This window comes from Ruegeria sp. CDSC042, assembly GCF_059610745.1.
In genome coordinates, this window is the sequence record NZ_JBXWOF010000007.1 from 62,318 (window position 1) to 76,738 (window position 14,421).

Here is a 14,421-nt window from a genome sequence, read left to right on the forward strand (position 1 = left end):
ATAATCAGTCCCCAACCTTGATCCAGTCATTGTGGGTCGAGTTGCAGGACCATGAAGGTTAGCCAATCCGCCATTTCCTCGCTGACATCATAATAGGGTTTGATCGGCTTAAAACCGAGCTTTTGATACAATCCTCGTGCCTCGATTTGTTCTGGGCCGGTATCAAGATACATTCTTGAGTACCCAAATTCGCGGGCACGGTGGGTAAGATGCGTTGCAAGAGCCTGACCTACGCCTTGCCCGTGAAATTTCGGAACGACGAACATGCGCTTCATTTTGCAATATTCTGTATTGAGTGCGCGCAGTCCGACACACCCAACGAATTCCTTATCAATGGTTGCGATTAACAGCGTTCCTGTGGGCGCTCCATATATGCAACGCAGGTCTGAGAGCTCTCGTTCAAATTCAACCGGGTCGTAATAGCGGGCAACGAGATCGCGATAGGCGTGATGGCGCACGAACAACCAATCAACCAAGGCGCGCATCATGTTTTGTATGGCGGCGATTTCAGCGGGTGTCTGGGCGGTCTTGACGGACACGCGCTGCAGAGCTGCGGTTTTCATTTGGGTGTTCCTTCGCTGGTTCTAGGTGTCTCTGATCGGCATGGCGACAGATACCAAAGCACCGCAGCCATAATGATCAGGGCTGGGATATCGCCCACCAAATGACCGATCTCCATATGGTCCCGGCTGACTTGAGCGGCCATAATCGCTGCGTGGACGATACTGGACCAGATGGCAAAACTGATCAGACTCATATGGTTTTGCGGGGCTGAGGATGCCCGGATCAGGAACCATCCCAGAACCGCGTAAATACCGCAGATCATCTGGAAATAGTGCTGACCTCCGCCACCATGCCAGACCCACCCCGAAGGCCAGATAACGGCCAGTGGATAGATCAGAAAACAGATGGTCCCAAACAGGGCCAAGGCGATCTTTAATCCCTTCGCGCGGCTTTCGGGGCTCATGCTGCGTCTGCCTTAGGAGTCCATGCATAGGGCGCAAATTCCGCGTCTAGCGGCAGGTCCAGTAAGTTGGCTGTCATGTTGCTTAGCGTCTTGTTTGCAACGCCTATGATTACCTCCAGCGCCTGCTCTGGGTGATAACCTGCCGCTAAAAATCCCGCGTATTCTTCGGTGCAGTCACGACCACGGTCTGTTGTGAGTTTCCGGGCAAACCGTGCCAGAGCACCAAGACGATCGTCTTCAGGGTCGCGCCCCGCACGCATCGCTTGAACATGGCTGTCACTCAGTTTGGCATCAGCAGCAAAAGCTGTGTGACCTGCGACGCAGTAGCGGCACTTGTTGGCCACGCTAACCGCAAGTTGGATCACTTCGCGTTCGGCGGGCGACAGGCTGCTGTTCCCAAAGGCGCCGGTCAGCCCGGCAAACCCGGTCATCGCATCAGGAAGACCGCCATAGACGGCATAAACGTTAGGAACAAAGCCACGTGCCTGCGTGATCGCGTTGAATATCGGACGTGATTGTGGGGCAGCTGTCTGGGGCGTGTGTATGGATAGGGTCATAAGCACTCTCTGTTTTGCAGATCCGCAGTTGGGCTGCTTGATGTCATGAGATCTATCTGACGACGTCCCTACGCGATGCTTTACAGATTGGAGCAAAGCACTATACCGATTGGAGTGCCTTACTACACTTTCTGGAGTAACTTTGATGTCGCACAGCTATGGCCAATGGTGCCCCATCGCCAAATCAACTGAAATCTTGGGCGAAAAATGGACCATGCTGATTGTACGCGAACTGTTGATGGGCAGCACACGTTTTTCAGAGCTCCAGCGTGGGTTGGGCGCGATCTCTCCCACGCTTTTGACGCGCAGATTGGTCACGCTCGAGGAGTATGACCTTGTCTATAAGCGTCGTATTCAAGGCGGTCGGGGGCACGAATACCTACCAACCGCAAGCTGCCGGCAGCTGCAGCCAATCCTACTGGCACTTGGAAGTTGGGGCATGGAATGGTCAAAGGCGTTTATGAGCGACGCGGATTACGACGTCGAACTTTTGATGCTTTATCTTCAACGAAGTATTGTTCCCGAGAACCTGCCCGGCAGCAGAACGGTCGTGTTGTTCCAGTTTACGGATTTCGCTGAGCAACCTAAATGGTGGATCACGGTTGAAGGTGGCAATGTTGATGTCTGCACAACCGACCCCGGTCTGGACGTGGACGTATTCATCACAACCAAGGTGCGCGCGATGGCGGATGCATGGTTGGGTCACACGACCTATAAGGCTGCCAAAGCCTTTGGCACGATGGAGATCATCGGACCGGCGGCTCTGACACGTAATATATCAAGCTGGCTTTCCGATTGCATTTTTGCAAGCTTGCCGAATGCCGAAGAGATTTTGGCAACACGTTAGGACAATCTTAGCGCAGCGCCGGCCTGTGCCATAATACTGTCGACAATCGTTCCAGCGGGTTCAGTGCTGTTCACCAGGCCAACGCTTTGACCTGCCCACATCGATAACGCTTCAATCTCACCGGTCATCGAATGATGGGGTGTCGTGGATTGATAGGCCTTGATTGGGGCGATGCCTCGCATTGCAACCGTTTCACCGGACCGGTGACGTGCCCGATTGCCGGGGCGGCCCTCTGCTAGCCAACGATCCGCTACGGCGTTACGCAGCACGCGATGTGCAGCATTTGACCATCCAACATTATAAAGATCGGTCTCATGGACTGTGTCTGAATGCTGGGCCGCTAAAAGCTGTGCGATGTATTCGGAATGCGCCGCACTTTCTGGGGTTGCCAGAAAACGAGTTCCCATGACAACGCCGCTGGCCCCCAAACAGAGGACCGCAGCCAACCCGCGCCCGTCCGAGATACCTCCGGCCGCCAGAACTGGCACCGATCCTGCCACATCCACGACGGCCGGGATCAGCGGCAGGGTCGCAACGGTCCCACGAACATGCCCTCCTGCTTCCCAACCCTGCGCGACCAATACATCAACGCCCGCATCAACGGCGCGTTTTGCCTCATTCGCAGACGAGACGGTTTGGATTACCAATGCCCCGCTGGCATGCACTTGTTTTACGAAGGGCGCTGCATCCCCCCAGAAGAAATGCACAGCATGAGGGCGATGCGATAGGCAAAGTTCTAATCGGGCTTCTTGCGGCATGTCGAGGCAAAGGTTTACGGCAAATGGCGCGCCGGTCTTTGCCCGCAGGTTTGTAAGTTCAGCCTCTATAGTCTCTCTGCTGCTCCACGAGAAGGGCATGATCGGATAGCCGCCTGCATTGCCAACAGCAGCAGCCAAGTCGCTTTCCACGGCGCCGGCCATGGGGGCCAGCGCGATAGGGTGATCAACCGCAACCAGATCTGTAAACGCCGTCGAAATTGCGCGGGTTTTGATCGCCTTGTTCATGATTGAACTCCTTCAAGCCGCGTGGCGGTTTCGATTGGCAATAAGGTGATCGGAAAGGGCCTGCGCATCACCGCCCACGCCATCAATCAGCGCCGACTTCCGACGCCGCATGAAGGGCAATCCCAGGACGTATAGACCGGGTGCAACGATGCCTTGATCGTGGACCAAAATGCTTTTCCGGTCGAACACAGGAAGCTTCAGCCAACTGAATTCGGGGGAATAACCCGTTGCCCAGATGATGGTGCAGATCGCTCCGTTTCTCAGATTGGACATGAGGTGTGGCGGGTTGGACAATAACGTCGGTGGCAACAGCTGCGCCTCGGGAAGGCCTGTAATGTTCACGCGTTCGGCCCAGTCGTCGAAATGCTTAAGAAGGCGGCCGATCTTCAAGTCCGACATGGCACAGTGATTGGCAACTGAGCCGGAAAACTGCGCCATACCGTTTTGAATGCCGACCAGTCGACCCGTTACTGCAACCCCCATCGCCTGAAGCGTATTCAGGTCAATGGAGCCTATTCCAGAATCACCCATCAGTTGGAACGAGGGCAAGCGGCGGGCGCGTTCGATATCGTCCACATCCTTGACGCGGACGTCCAGAATGCCGCTACGATCCATCCACCATTGAATATCCCGCCCACGATAACGCCGCGGCGCACGGATATGCTCCCCAACGGCAAGGGTCACAGCATGCCCCGCATTGCAGAGTTCAGCGGCAATCTGCACGCCGCTGGCTGACCCTCCAACCACCAGCACACCGCCCTTTGCAACTTGATCAGGCGATTTATACGTTCCGAGCGACAGCTGCGTGACGCCTTCCGGAACAGCGCCCGCCAACTGAGGCAGTTTAGGCCGTGCGCAAGCCCCACTGGCGACAACGACATGGTCGCAGATCCAATCGCCCTTGTTGGTGCGAACCAAATAGTTGTTCCCATGAAAGGTCACAGAATGAACAGCTGTGTGCTCTTCGACCGGGGCATCGATCGCATGGGCATAGTCAAGCAGATAACCAGTGATCTGGGGCATGTTCATATACCCGTCCGGATCAGGTCCTTTATACCCATACCCCGGCAACCTTGACTGCCAATTTGGAGTAAGCAGCCGCAGGCTGTCCCACCTGTCTTTCATCCAGGACTGCGCCACCTCGCCCCGCTCCACCACAACATGCGCAACGGAACGGTCCGAAAGACACTTGCTCATTGCGAGCCCGGCTTGCCCGGCGCCAATGATGACAGTCGAAATATGTCGCATGACGCTCGCTCCTGTAGCAATCGCGGCCTAGGCGACGACCACATGTACGTTGGTCGGATTGGTCATAAGATCAAAAACAGTGGATCGTTTTTGTGACTGTGCGACCAAAGCGCGAATGTCATCGTCGCTTGCGTCAGCATCGATATCAAAGGTCACACGGACTGCACTGAAGCCGTTGCGAATGTCGGGGTCCATGCCCAATATCCCGCGCATATCCATATCACCCTCGACAACGCATTGTACGTCATGCAGTTGGATGCCCCGATGTTGCGCAACTGCAGCGATGCCACCGGTTAGGCAGCTCGCCAATGCGGACAATGCGATTTCCGGGGGGGTCGGCGCGCTGTCACGAGCAGCGAAAACTTCTGGATGGTCCGAGCAAATTGAAAAAGTTTCTTTGCGTGTGTGTTCTTCACCCAGGCCAAAATAGCCATTGATGGTGTTGCGGCTTTCACTGCCGTCGACCCAGTCGCAAGTGCTGCGGAATGTGAAGGACGCAGCTTTTGGCATCTCGGCAAATGCGCCCCGTGCCCCGATCAGGGCCTCGGTATTTACGCCATTTGAAACGGGCTTGTCTTGGGGTTGCGTGGTCATTGTGTTGTTCCTTTAGAAGTGTGTTGAGCTGTCGGTGCGGCTCGATACGACGACTTCTAGGGAACACGCGCTCTGCGAGAAACTTCACGGTCGAAAGCAATCCACTACATATTTGATAGTAAGAAAAAGAAGCTAACGCCGCTAGCATTGCGAAGGATGGATTTGGCGAAATTGGCTATTTGCCTAAGCCGATTTGTTCTGTGCCTTTTTGCCTGTTTTGGTAGGCCGCTCCCCATGTTGTCCGGCAGTACCGTTGAGCGCTTGATGCCAAGCAGGCTTCTTGACAGGGTTTGCACCCGGGCGCCTCGCCTTGGGCTTTTTGGATTTAGGCATTGGGTGTCCTCTCTTGGTTGCAGGCAGGCATATTAGGTTTGCGACCGGATTGATACCACCGAGTTCAGGCTTGGACATGATGTTAGGCAACTGGAATCAAATCAATCCGATCATACCCTTAAGTAGAAACGCATCAGGGATTGGTTTGCCCCAACAACAAAACTGATCCTTTGTGAATGCTGCGCCATGTATCAACGGTGGCAATGGCGGGCTGCGACGCAGCATGACAGGGCCGGATCGAGTGGCTGCTCTAGGCTGTCCTCATCCAAGTAAATGTGTCTGAACCCCGAATTTCCTTCTGCCTCCGAGGTCTGGTCCAGCCCTACAAAGTCGAAAGCAATTTCTATACTTAAGTTCAACTGGGCAAACCGGCTGCGCGTAGGCCAGCAGCAAGGTGTTCGAAATCATCTGGTTGCCGCCACATCGTCTGAAACCCATGAGCGAGAGTGGAAACGGTTTCTTCATTCACTCGGATACCTCGGCTCATGAGTTCGTCGCGACGTTCGGCTGTAAAATTCAACGAGGGCTGCTTCGGCCTCTGCCTGACGATCTAGCTTTGCGTAGGAGGCCGCCACCAGTGCCGTCGCCAAGGAATTGAGCCAAGCCTCTCCCATCAACAAACCGAGTGCCGCTTCGATGTCTTTGCAGAAGAATTGAATCTGTCCCATGATCCAGTCGATGGCCGGGGGGTGCAAAGGATCCAACTGCATTGCCTCAGATACGACGTCACGCGCCTTCTCATGCCTCCCGAGCAAAAGAAAGGCGTATCCACACCAAGCCATGGACTCTGCCTCGTTTTCGATCAAAGACAGCGTTTTTTCAAACTGGGTCTCAGCCTCTTGCCAAAGGCCTGCGCACAAATAGGCGAAACCGAGTTGGTCCTGGATGTAGACATCCCGGTTGTCCAGTGCCGCCCTCTTTCGAGCAATTTGCAATACATGGTTGGTTGCTTCGGTAACAGCAAACCCTAGCCAAATATCAATGACATAGGTATCTGAAAGGTACATGAACGATCGCGCGATTGTCGTGTCGAGGGCTACCGCCTGTTCTAGCAGGGCCCGTGCCTTTGCCGTATCTCGGGCATTCAGGCCCTCGCGAAGGGCTTTGCCCTTTAGCATTAGCTCGTAAGCCTTCATTTCATTTTCTGGCTTTCGGGTCGAACGATCGTCAACATCGTGCTGAACCCGCCCGGGGAGGACCGCCACGATGCTTCGTGTCACATCGTCTTGAACCTCCAAAACATCCTCTAGTTCACGATCATTTCGATCCGACCACAACTGCGATCCCGAAATTGAGTCGGAGAGCTGCACCGAAACTCTGACCCCGCTCCCTGCTTTTCGCACACTACCTTCGACAAGATAATCCGCGCCCAAAGTCGCCGCAATTTCAGCTGGATCGGCCTCCTTGCCTCTGAAGCGAAAAGAAGCGTTCCTTGAGACCAACTGAAGCGTGCAAAAGCGCGACAATCCTGTGATGATGTCTTCTGTAATACCATCACTGAAAAACTGTTCTGGATCATCGCTCAGGTTGTGGAATGGCAAAACGGCGATTGTGGACGAATTTCCATGGCCGCAGATATCGACCCGACCTATGCAGCGGCGTTCGAGGCGGCGCAGCTAGGGGTGTCGAGAAACTGGTCTACGGCACGCGGGTTTCGACTGAGGGGGTCTGGGTGAACTTAGCCGAAAAACTATCGTTCATGCAGAAGCGTTGAAGGGGTAGTTTGAGCCCAAACTTGCAATGTCCAATTCGCTGCCCCAAGTTGGCTCACGGGCGTGCCGCGAAAACGCATTACTATCGCGACATAGCGGAAAGAAATGGGAAGCAAAGTGTATAAAAGTGTTCTGGACAAGAGACCGTTGCTAGTAATTTCGTCAACGTTTGTTTCATACTTTCTGATTAGCGGCGTATCAAACGAGATGTATTTCTCTTTCGGAGAAGGCAGTTTTAACCCTGCTTGGGCGCTGGACGCATTGTGGTTCTTATGGGTCTTGTACTCCGGTTATCACATCGGATCTTTTCTGGTCGCAAAATTCAGGTAAAAACAGGTACAGAAACTAGTAGGAAATGGGTCTTGTCACAGTGAACGCGAACAGAGCTTGAAAGGTCACTCCAGTGTTTCGGAAGGTCACACTGATGCAGGTGCGGCGAACGGCAGATTTGTCCGCCAAGCCGACATTAGCACCCCCCTCTAACTGCGCATAGAGCTCTGAAAAAGCACCCGCCCAACAAAGGCGATCCGACTAATCCTTGAAGCCACAGCATTGATCCCCATCTTAACCCGCGACCGTGCGCCCTCTGGTACTTTCTGCACAAGCAGCGTAAAAAGGGTGCTGCGCGAAATATTTGGAGCCTCGCATCGATGAAAGAACATCGTGGCCGTCTGACCAAGGACGGTATCCGTATCTATGAACAGGGTGACTTTGCCGGCATGCAGGCGGCAGGGGCTTTGGCTGCGCGGATATTGGATGATATTGCCGATCATGTTTTCGTCGGCCAGACCACTGGCGCGATTGACGGGCTCATCACGCAGATGGTCGAGGATGCGGTCGCGACGTCGGCCACGATTGGCTATAAGGGTTATCAGCATGCCAGCTGTATCAGCGTCAATCATGTGGTCTGCCACGGCATTCCCGGCGACAAAAAGCTGAAGGATGGCGATATCCTGAATATCGACGTGACCGTTATTGTCGACGGCTGGTTCGGGGATACCTCGCGCATGTATGTAGCGGGAAAGCTGCCGCGCAAAGCCGAACGGTTGATCCAGATCACTCATGATGCCCTGTTCAAGGGCATCGAGATGGTCAAACCCGGCAACACGTTCGGCGATATCGGCCACGCGATTCAATCATTTGTCGAGGCACACCGGATGAGCGTAGTCCGCGATTTTTGCGGCCACGGGCTGGGCCGGGTCTTCCATGCACCGCCAAACGTTCTGCACTATGGCCGTCCGGGCACTGGTGCGGTTCTGGAAGAGGGCATGTTCTTTACCATCGAGCCGATGGTCAATCTGGGCCGCCCCGAGACCAAGACGTTGGCCGATGACTGGACCGCCGTGACGCGCGACAAGTCACTGTCGGCACAGTTTGAGCACTCGGTCGGTGTAACGGCAGATGGGGTCGAGATCTTTACCCTGTCGCCAGGCGGCAAGTACCACCCGACCTATTCTTCCTGATCCGCCGCCTGATCCCGTAGCAGCTTTAGCAGCAGGGTTTCCTGCCCCCATGGCGTGACCGCATCATGGATGAAAACCGGCGCGCGCAGAGGCGTGCGCTGGGGATCGGTTGCGGTGTCAGCCTCTTGCGGAAGTGACCAATTCGACGGGGTCAGTGCACGGTCCATGCCCCGCAGGGTAACATGACCGGGTCAAATCCCCAAAAGCGCCGGAACCTGCGCCATGTCAGAGAAGACTTCGCCCCCCGCAGCGGCCAGTTTTTTACCGCCACCATGCGGTGCATAGGCCAAACAGCGCATATGTGCCCTGCTTGCTGCGGTCACGCCGCTGAGGCTGTCCTCGATCACCAGAGGGTTTGACGCGTTGAAGCGTTCAGCCGCAGTCAGAAACAATGCCGGGTCCGGCTTGGCCGTTCCCAGGACATGGGCCGAAAAGGCGACATCGCGAAACCGATCCCATAACCCGTTCTGACCCAAAGTGATCTGCATCTTGTCCGGGCTGCCGTTCGAGGCGACACAGAAGGGCAGCCCGTTTGCCTCGAGAACCGCCAGCAGGTCCGCCACGCCGGGCATCAGCTGCACGCCAAGTCGGAGCCGGTCATAGGTTTCCGCATAGACCTCATCAACCCAGCCTGTGGGCAGCTCCGCGCCCAGCGCCCGGGCTTTGTCCCGCACCCCGGTCATGGTGCCCCCAACGAACAGCTTCATACTGTCTTCGATTGTCAGGTTCAGGCCATAACGGGCAAGATTGTCGACCAGTACCTGATTGGACAGCGGCTCACTGTCGACCAGGACTCCGTCGCAATCAAAGATCACCAGATCATGCATCCGGATCGCCATTCCACATCAGGGTGATATGCGTGTCGCCATATTTGCGGCTGTTATGCAACACGAACCCGTCGGGCGGCTGCATGGGCGCGTTTTCCTCCCAGACGACAAGGGCGCCTTGTGCGAACCAGCCGTCAGAAAGAGCCGCAATCGCCTTTTGCCCAAGGGATTTGCCATAGGGCGGGTCCAGGAAGATCAGGTCATAAGGCGCGTCGGGATTGGCCCCCAGCCGCGTTGCGTCGCGACGGATCAGCTCGGTACAGTCAGAGCTGCGGGTCAGGTCGATATTCTTGCGGATCAGGCCCTGTGACACGCGGCCATCATCGACAAAGCTCACATGTGCCGCACCGCGCGACAAGGCCTCAAGCCCCAGCGCACCGGTGCCTGCGAACAGGTCCAACACGCGCAGCCCGTCAAAATCAATCTGATGGGCCAGTACGTTGAACAGGCTTTCGCGTACCCGGTCTGTGGTCGGGCGCAGATGCGCGCCGGCGTCCCCCTTGCCGACCGAGGCCAAAGCCCGACCTCGGAAGGCTCCGGAGATGATCCTCACGCTCTGAGCAGCGGTTTCAGGTCCGCATCCGGGTCGGCCACAATAGCAGGATCAGCTGTTTTTCCGCTTTCAATCAGACGCTTACCAACCATATAGGCACGCGGGTCGTTCATCGCGTCGACCGCGATCAGCTGATCGCCCTTATAGTACCAGAAGGACACGGTCTGCCCGTCACCTTTGCGGGTCACCACCCGGTCATACCCGGTGTTCAGGCCCGCGATCTGCAGTTTGACGTCATACTGATCCGACCAGAACCACGGGGTCGCAGTATAGTCCTTTGCCGCGCCCAACATGTTCTGGGCAACAATCTCGGCCTGATCAATCGCGTTTGGCACGCTTTCCAGACGGATACGCCCGCCAGCATGCGGGAATGAGGCGCAATCACCCGCCGCCCAGATCGACGGATCAGAGGTGCGGCCATGCACATCGGTCTTGATGCCATTGTCCAGCTCAAGCCCGGCCATCTCGGCCAGATGGGTCGCAGGGGCGATACCGACCCCGACGATGACAAAATCCAGCTCGAGTTCAGAGCCATCCGTTAGCACCGCGCCAGTGACCTTGCCGTTTTCACCCAGCAGTCGCTCCAACCCGACACCTTCGCGGATATCGGCGCCATATTCGGAATGCAGCGTTCTGAAATAGTCACTGGTTTCGGGGGCGGCGACCCGTTGCAAAATGCGGTCGGCCATTTCGACCAGGGTCACCTTGACCCCGCGCTTGGCGCAAACGGCTGCGGCCTCAAGCCCGATGTATCCCCCACCCACGATCAGCGCACGCGCGCCTTCGGACACATAGGGTTCCATTTCGTCCACATGGGACAGATCACGCACCACATGCACCCCGTCCAAATCGCCGCCAATAGCGGCTGGAAGGCGGCGCGGATCCGATCCAGTGGTCAGGGCCAGCTCATCATAAGAAACAACCTCATCACCCAGCGTCACCGTCTTGGCCTGCGGGTCAATACCGGTCACACGCTGACCAAGGCGCAGGGTGATATTGTTATCGGTATAGAAGTTTTCGGGGCGCAGGAAGAGGCGCTCTAGCCCCATCTCACCCAGAAGATAGGCCTTGGACAAAGGCGGTCTCTGATAGGGCAAATGCGGCTCTGCGCCAATCAGAGTAATCTCGCCGTCGAACCCATCTTTGCGCAGCCGGGCGACAAGCGAAGCACCTGCCTGGCCGGCGCCAATCACGACAATATGGCTCATATTCCCCTCACCCTGTCGAATTCCCGTGGTCACTTTTGTTAGCTCACCTATATTGCGGCTAGGCCCGACTCTGCAAATCCAAATGACAGGAGCGAAAAAATGATTTCAACAGGTGACACTCTGCCCGACGCCACATTGACCCAAATGGGGGCAAATGGCCCTGAAGAGGTCCGCGTTTCGGACAAGACCAAAGGGCGCAAGGTTGTCATTTTCGCCGTGCCCGGCGCCTATACCGGCACGTGCACAACGGCGCATGTTCCAAGCTTTATGCGTACCAAAGACCAGTTCGATGCAAAAGGCGTGGAAGAAATCATCTGCATCTCGGTCAACGACCCCTTTGTCATGAGCGCCTGGGGCGAGTCCACCGGCGCAACTGCGACTGGCCTAACCATGTTGGCCGATGCGGCGTCTGAATTCACCAAAGCCATCGGGATGGATTTCGACGCCCCGCCCGTTGGTCTGATCGGCAGGTCCAAGCGCTATGCGATGCTGGTCGAAGACGGCAAAGTGGTCGCCATGAACCTGGAGGAAAATCCCGGCGTCTGCGAGATTTCCGCAGGTGAAGGGCTGTTAGAGGTTATCTGACCTGATCTGGCCCCAGTGCTGCTGGGGCCATTTTCGCAATTTAACTTGCGACACTCTTATGATGGGCGAATACTTGGTACATATTCATCAGGGAGTTTGTTTATGAACCTAAAGACATTTACCTTTCTTTTAGGTCTGACCGGCGCACTTGGCGCTTGTGGACCGGCCCCTACCCCGCAGCAACAGGCCGCACGACAGCATGAGATCGCCTGCCTGAGCGGCACAGTGGGTGGTGCCTTGCTGGGCGGCGTCATCGGCAATCAATTTGGAGGCGGTTCCGGGAAAACCATTCTGACGGCAGCGGGTGCTGCGGTCGGCGGCGTTGAAGGTCAGAGGTTCGCATGTTGAGAGGGATGAAGATGAAAACCGCAATCGTCCTGTCGATGTTGTCCCTGGCGGGTGCCGCTACGGCCGAAACCGTGGCAGAGCTGCATGAGAATGAGCTTAAGGCCATCGATACCAATAATGACGGCTTCCTGTCGAAAGATGAGTTCGACGCCTTCTCCGACTATGCGTTCCAGACGATGGATGAGGACAAGAACGGCACATTGGGCCTGGATGAAGCCAAGCCGTTTCTGGATATAAAGCAATTCCAAAAGGTTGACCGGGACCGGGATAATAATATTTCAAGAACGGAATACGATCAGCATATGACCGAAGATTTTATTTCTGCTGATCAGAACAGCAACGGTCAACTGGACTAGGCTCTGCGGCCTTGGGCCAGACAGGAGTATGCAATGACCAAATGGAGCGCTCTTTTTGCGTTGGGGTTGCTTGCTGCATGTGATGTGCCGCAGGCCCCTATTGTGACCGGCCCTGATGGCCAACCGAGGATAGAGATCAGTACCAATGGCCTGACCTGCTATGACCGGCGTTGTCTCGACATCAACCCCGCAGCACGGTCCGTGCGCATGATCGGCAACAGAACTACCCGGATACCTGCCGAAATCGACGTTAGTGACAACCTGGTCACCCCAGCCGAGTTCAGGCGGCTGGGTCAGGTTGCCAGCCTTGCCGGCGGTGTCGGATCACGCGGTGACAGCGGTTAGACCAGGCTGTCCATCTTGCGGGCCAGTTTGGCGTCCAGCGCCGAAAGCCCACCGACATCATGGGTGGACAGCGTCACCTCGACCGTGCGGTAGACATTGAACCATTCGGGATGATGGTTCCATTTCTCGGCAAACATAGACACTTGGGTCATCCAACCAAAGGCGTGGACGAAGTCCTCGAACATAAAGGTCTTGGTAATCGCATCCCGGTCCTTGACCATGGTCCAGCCGCCTTTGAACAGCGGGTCCAGCAAGGGGCCACGGGTCTCGGTCGACAGAAGTTCAGTCATTGGTGTTCCTCCGGGTTCGACTTTCTGAACGGGCCATAATCAGTCAGAATCTCGATTTCTTCTCCCACTGCTTGGGCCTCGGCGTCCAGATATTTTTTGATCGCATCGGCAAAGCTGGGGTCATTGACCCAGTGCAGGCTGTGCGTGCGCGTGGGAAGATAGCCGCGCGCCAGCTTGTGTTCGCCCTGCGCCCCTGCCTCGACCCGAGCCAGGCCTTGGGCAATGGCAAAGTCGATTGCCCTATAATAGCACAGTTCGAAATGAAGGCAGGCATGATGTTCGACGCAGCCCCAGTAACGGCCATAAAGCGTCTCGCGCCCGATAAAGTTCAGCGCGCCCGCAATCGGATACCCGCCGCGCTCGGCCAGAACCAATGCCATGTCATCCGCCATGGTTTCCTGAGCGATATCAAAGAATTGCCGCGTCAGATAGGGCACGCCCCATTTCCGCGCGCCGGTATCCTGATAGAACTCCCAGAACGCGTCCCAATGTTCGGGGCGCAGGTCATCGCCGGTCAACGCGCGGATTTCGCCGCCAAAGGCGCAGGCCTGTGCGCGTTCCTTGCGAATGTTCTTGCGTTTGCGCGAGGATAAAGCGGCCAGAAATCCATCGAAATTCGCATACCCGTCGTTCAGCCAGTGAAATTGCTGGGAATGGCGCAGCATCAGGCCCATCTGCGCGCCCGCCAACGCCTCATCTTCAGTGCAAAAGGTCGCATGGACTGACGATACCTGATTATCCGCCGCCAGCTGCACCGCCCCCTGCACCAAGGCGGACATGCCCACCGCCTGATATCCCGGCCGCAGCAGAAAGCGACGCCCGGTGGCCGGGGTGAACGGCACCGCAATCTGCAGTTTGGGATAATACCGCCCGCCAGCGTTTTCATAGGCATGCGCCCAGTTGTGGTCGAAGATATATTCGCCCTGACTATGCGATTTTGCGTACATCGGGGCGGCCCCGATCAACATTCCGTCCAGGTAAACCGTCAGGTATTGCGGCTGCCAGCCGGTACCCGGCCCGACCGACCCGCTTTCCTCCAAAGCCAAAAGAAAGCGATGAGTGGTAAAGGGATCAAGCGGACGGCCCCCGTCCGCAGCCTCGGGGCAGGCACAGCTGTCCCACTCTGCCGCAATAATCTGCGAGAGCGATCCAAGTACCCGAACCTCGATTTGTGCCTGATCCAT

Annotated in this window: 19 protein-coding genes; 6 read left to right on the forward strand and 13 right to left on the reverse strand. The window is 56.3% G+C overall.

The genetic code is table 11. The features are described from left to right. Positions 1 to 26 precede the first annotated feature (26 nt). The 3 genes from AC2FHX_RS14690 to AC2FHX_RS14700 are packed head-to-tail and all read right to left on the reverse strand — an operon-like array spanning position 27 to position 1,524. A complete protein-coding gene (locus tag AC2FHX_RS14690) occupies positions 27 to 563 on the reverse strand; it encodes a GNAT family N-acetyltransferase (protein WP_496702554.1) in 537 nt (178 codons plus the stop codon). Further along, on the reverse strand, positions 560 to 967 hold the full coding sequence (locus tag AC2FHX_RS14695; RefSeq protein WP_496702552.1) for a DUF6632 domain-containing protein: 408 nt from the start codon (positions 965 to 967) through the stop codon (positions 560 to 562). Before AC2FHX_RS14695 ends, AC2FHX_RS14690 begins: the two co-directional genes overlap by 4 nt. Beyond that, complete coding sequence (locus tag AC2FHX_RS14700) at positions 964 to 1,524, reverse strand: carboxymuconolactone decarboxylase family protein (RefSeq protein ID WP_496702550.1); 561 nt, start codon at positions 1,522 to 1,524, stop codon at positions 964 to 966. Before AC2FHX_RS14700 ends, AC2FHX_RS14695 begins: the two co-directional genes overlap by 4 nt. A gap of 145 nt (positions 1,525 to 1,669) precedes the next feature. On the opposite strand from AC2FHX_RS14700, the gene AC2FHX_RS14705 reads away from it, so the two are divergent. Further along, a complete protein-coding gene (locus tag AC2FHX_RS14705; RefSeq protein WP_496702548.1) occupies positions 1,670 to 2,371 on the forward strand; it encodes a winged helix-turn-helix transcriptional regulator in 702 nt (233 codons plus the stop codon). On the opposite strand, the gene AC2FHX_RS14710 is transcribed toward AC2FHX_RS14705, so the two are convergent. The 4 genes from AC2FHX_RS14710 to AC2FHX_RS14725 form a co-directional block, all read right to left on the reverse strand. Beyond that, positions 2,368 to 3,375: an NAD(P)H-dependent flavin oxidoreductase gene (locus AC2FHX_RS14710; protein ID WP_496702546.1), complete on the reverse strand. Its 1,008-nt coding sequence runs from the start codon at positions 3,373 to 3,375 to the stop codon at positions 2,368 to 2,370. The genes AC2FHX_RS14705 and AC2FHX_RS14710 overlap by 4 nt on opposite strands. Before the next feature lie 12 nt (positions 3,376 to 3,387). Next, positions 3,388 to 4,623, reverse strand: coding sequence for an NAD(P)-binding domain-containing protein (locus AC2FHX_RS14715; RefSeq protein WP_496702544.1), 1,236 nt, complete (start codon positions 4,621 to 4,623; stop codon positions 3,388 to 3,390). A 27-nt stretch (positions 4,624 to 4,650) separates the two neighbouring features. After that, entirely contained in the window at positions 4,651 to 5,217 is a 567-nt protein-coding gene (locus AC2FHX_RS14720) for an OsmC family protein (protein WP_496692757.1), read from the reverse strand. A 794-nt stretch (positions 5,218 to 6,011) separates the two neighbouring features. Further along, the gene (locus AC2FHX_RS14725; protein ID WP_496702542.1) at positions 6,012 to 7,091 is read right to left on the reverse strand and encodes a tetratricopeptide repeat protein; all 1,080 of its coding nucleotides are present in this window, start codon (positions 7,089 to 7,091) and stop codon (positions 6,012 to 6,014) included. Between the two features lie 821 nt (positions 7,092 to 7,912). Here AC2FHX_RS14725 and map point away from each other — a divergent pair. Continuing rightward, entirely contained in the window at positions 7,913 to 8,725 is an 813-nt protein-coding gene (gene map, locus AC2FHX_RS14730; RefSeq protein ID WP_496702540.1) for a type I methionyl aminopeptidase, read from the forward strand. Here the strand turns inward: map and AC2FHX_RS14735 are convergent. From AC2FHX_RS14735 to AC2FHX_RS14750, 4 genes are read right to left on the reverse strand one after another with little or no spacing between them, the layout of a single operon-like run. Further along, a complete protein-coding gene (locus AC2FHX_RS14735; protein WP_496678387.1) occupies positions 8,713 to 8,892 on the reverse strand; it encodes a hypothetical protein in 180 nt (59 codons plus the stop codon). The genes map and AC2FHX_RS14735 overlap by 13 nt on opposite strands. A gap of 24 nt (positions 8,893 to 8,916) precedes the next feature. Then, positions 8,917 to 9,564 (reverse strand): HAD family hydrolase, encoded by a 648-nt coding sequence (locus AC2FHX_RS14740; RefSeq protein WP_496702538.1) that lies wholly within the window; start codon positions 9,562 to 9,564, stop codon positions 8,917 to 8,919. After that, entirely contained in the window at positions 9,545 to 10,105 is a 561-nt protein-coding gene (rsmD, locus tag AC2FHX_RS14745; protein ID WP_496702536.1) for a 16S rRNA (guanine(966)-N(2))-methyltransferase RsmD, read from the reverse strand. Before rsmD ends, AC2FHX_RS14740 begins: the two co-directional genes overlap by 20 nt. After that, positions 10,102 to 11,313: an NAD(P)/FAD-dependent oxidoreductase gene (locus AC2FHX_RS14750; protein ID WP_496702534.1), complete on the reverse strand. Its 1,212-nt coding sequence runs from the start codon at positions 11,311 to 11,313 to the stop codon at positions 10,102 to 10,104. Before AC2FHX_RS14750 ends, rsmD begins: the two co-directional genes overlap by 4 nt. Before the next feature lie 99 nt (positions 11,314 to 11,412). Between AC2FHX_RS14750 and AC2FHX_RS14755 the strand changes: the two genes are divergently transcribed. The 4 genes from AC2FHX_RS14755 to AC2FHX_RS14770 all read left to right on the forward strand — a co-directional run bounded on the left by AC2FHX_RS14755 (position 11,413) and on the right by AC2FHX_RS14770 (position 12,947). Then, complete coding sequence (locus AC2FHX_RS14755; protein WP_142638675.1) at positions 11,413 to 11,898, forward strand: peroxiredoxin; 486 nt, start codon at positions 11,413 to 11,415, stop codon at positions 11,896 to 11,898. A gap of 102 nt (positions 11,899 to 12,000) precedes the next feature. Continuing rightward, a complete protein-coding gene (locus AC2FHX_RS14760; RefSeq protein WP_271952399.1) occupies positions 12,001 to 12,246 on the forward strand; it encodes a glycine zipper 2TM domain-containing protein in 246 nt (81 codons plus the stop codon). A gap of 11 nt (positions 12,247 to 12,257) precedes the next feature. After that, positions 12,258 to 12,602 (forward strand): EF-hand domain-containing protein, encoded by a 345-nt coding sequence (locus AC2FHX_RS14765; protein WP_496678396.1) that lies wholly within the window; start codon positions 12,258 to 12,260, stop codon positions 12,600 to 12,602. Between the two features lie 33 nt (positions 12,603 to 12,635). Continuing rightward, positions 12,636 to 12,947, forward strand: a complete 312-nt coding sequence (locus AC2FHX_RS14770) for a hypothetical protein (RefSeq protein WP_281973287.1) — start codon at positions 12,636 to 12,638, stop codon at positions 12,945 to 12,947. Here AC2FHX_RS14770 and AC2FHX_RS14775 read toward each other — a convergent pair. After that, entirely contained in the window at positions 12,944 to 13,237 is a 294-nt protein-coding gene (locus AC2FHX_RS14775) for a 4a-hydroxytetrahydrobiopterin dehydratase (RefSeq protein WP_496702531.1), read from the reverse strand. The two genes, AC2FHX_RS14770 and AC2FHX_RS14775, sit on opposite strands and share 4 nt — an antisense overlap. Continuing rightward, positions 13,234 to 14,421 (reverse strand): GNAT family N-acetyltransferase, encoded by a 1,188-nt coding sequence (locus AC2FHX_RS14780; RefSeq protein ID WP_496702529.1) that lies wholly within the window; start codon positions 14,419 to 14,421, stop codon positions 13,234 to 13,236. Before AC2FHX_RS14780 ends, AC2FHX_RS14775 begins: the two co-directional genes overlap by 4 nt.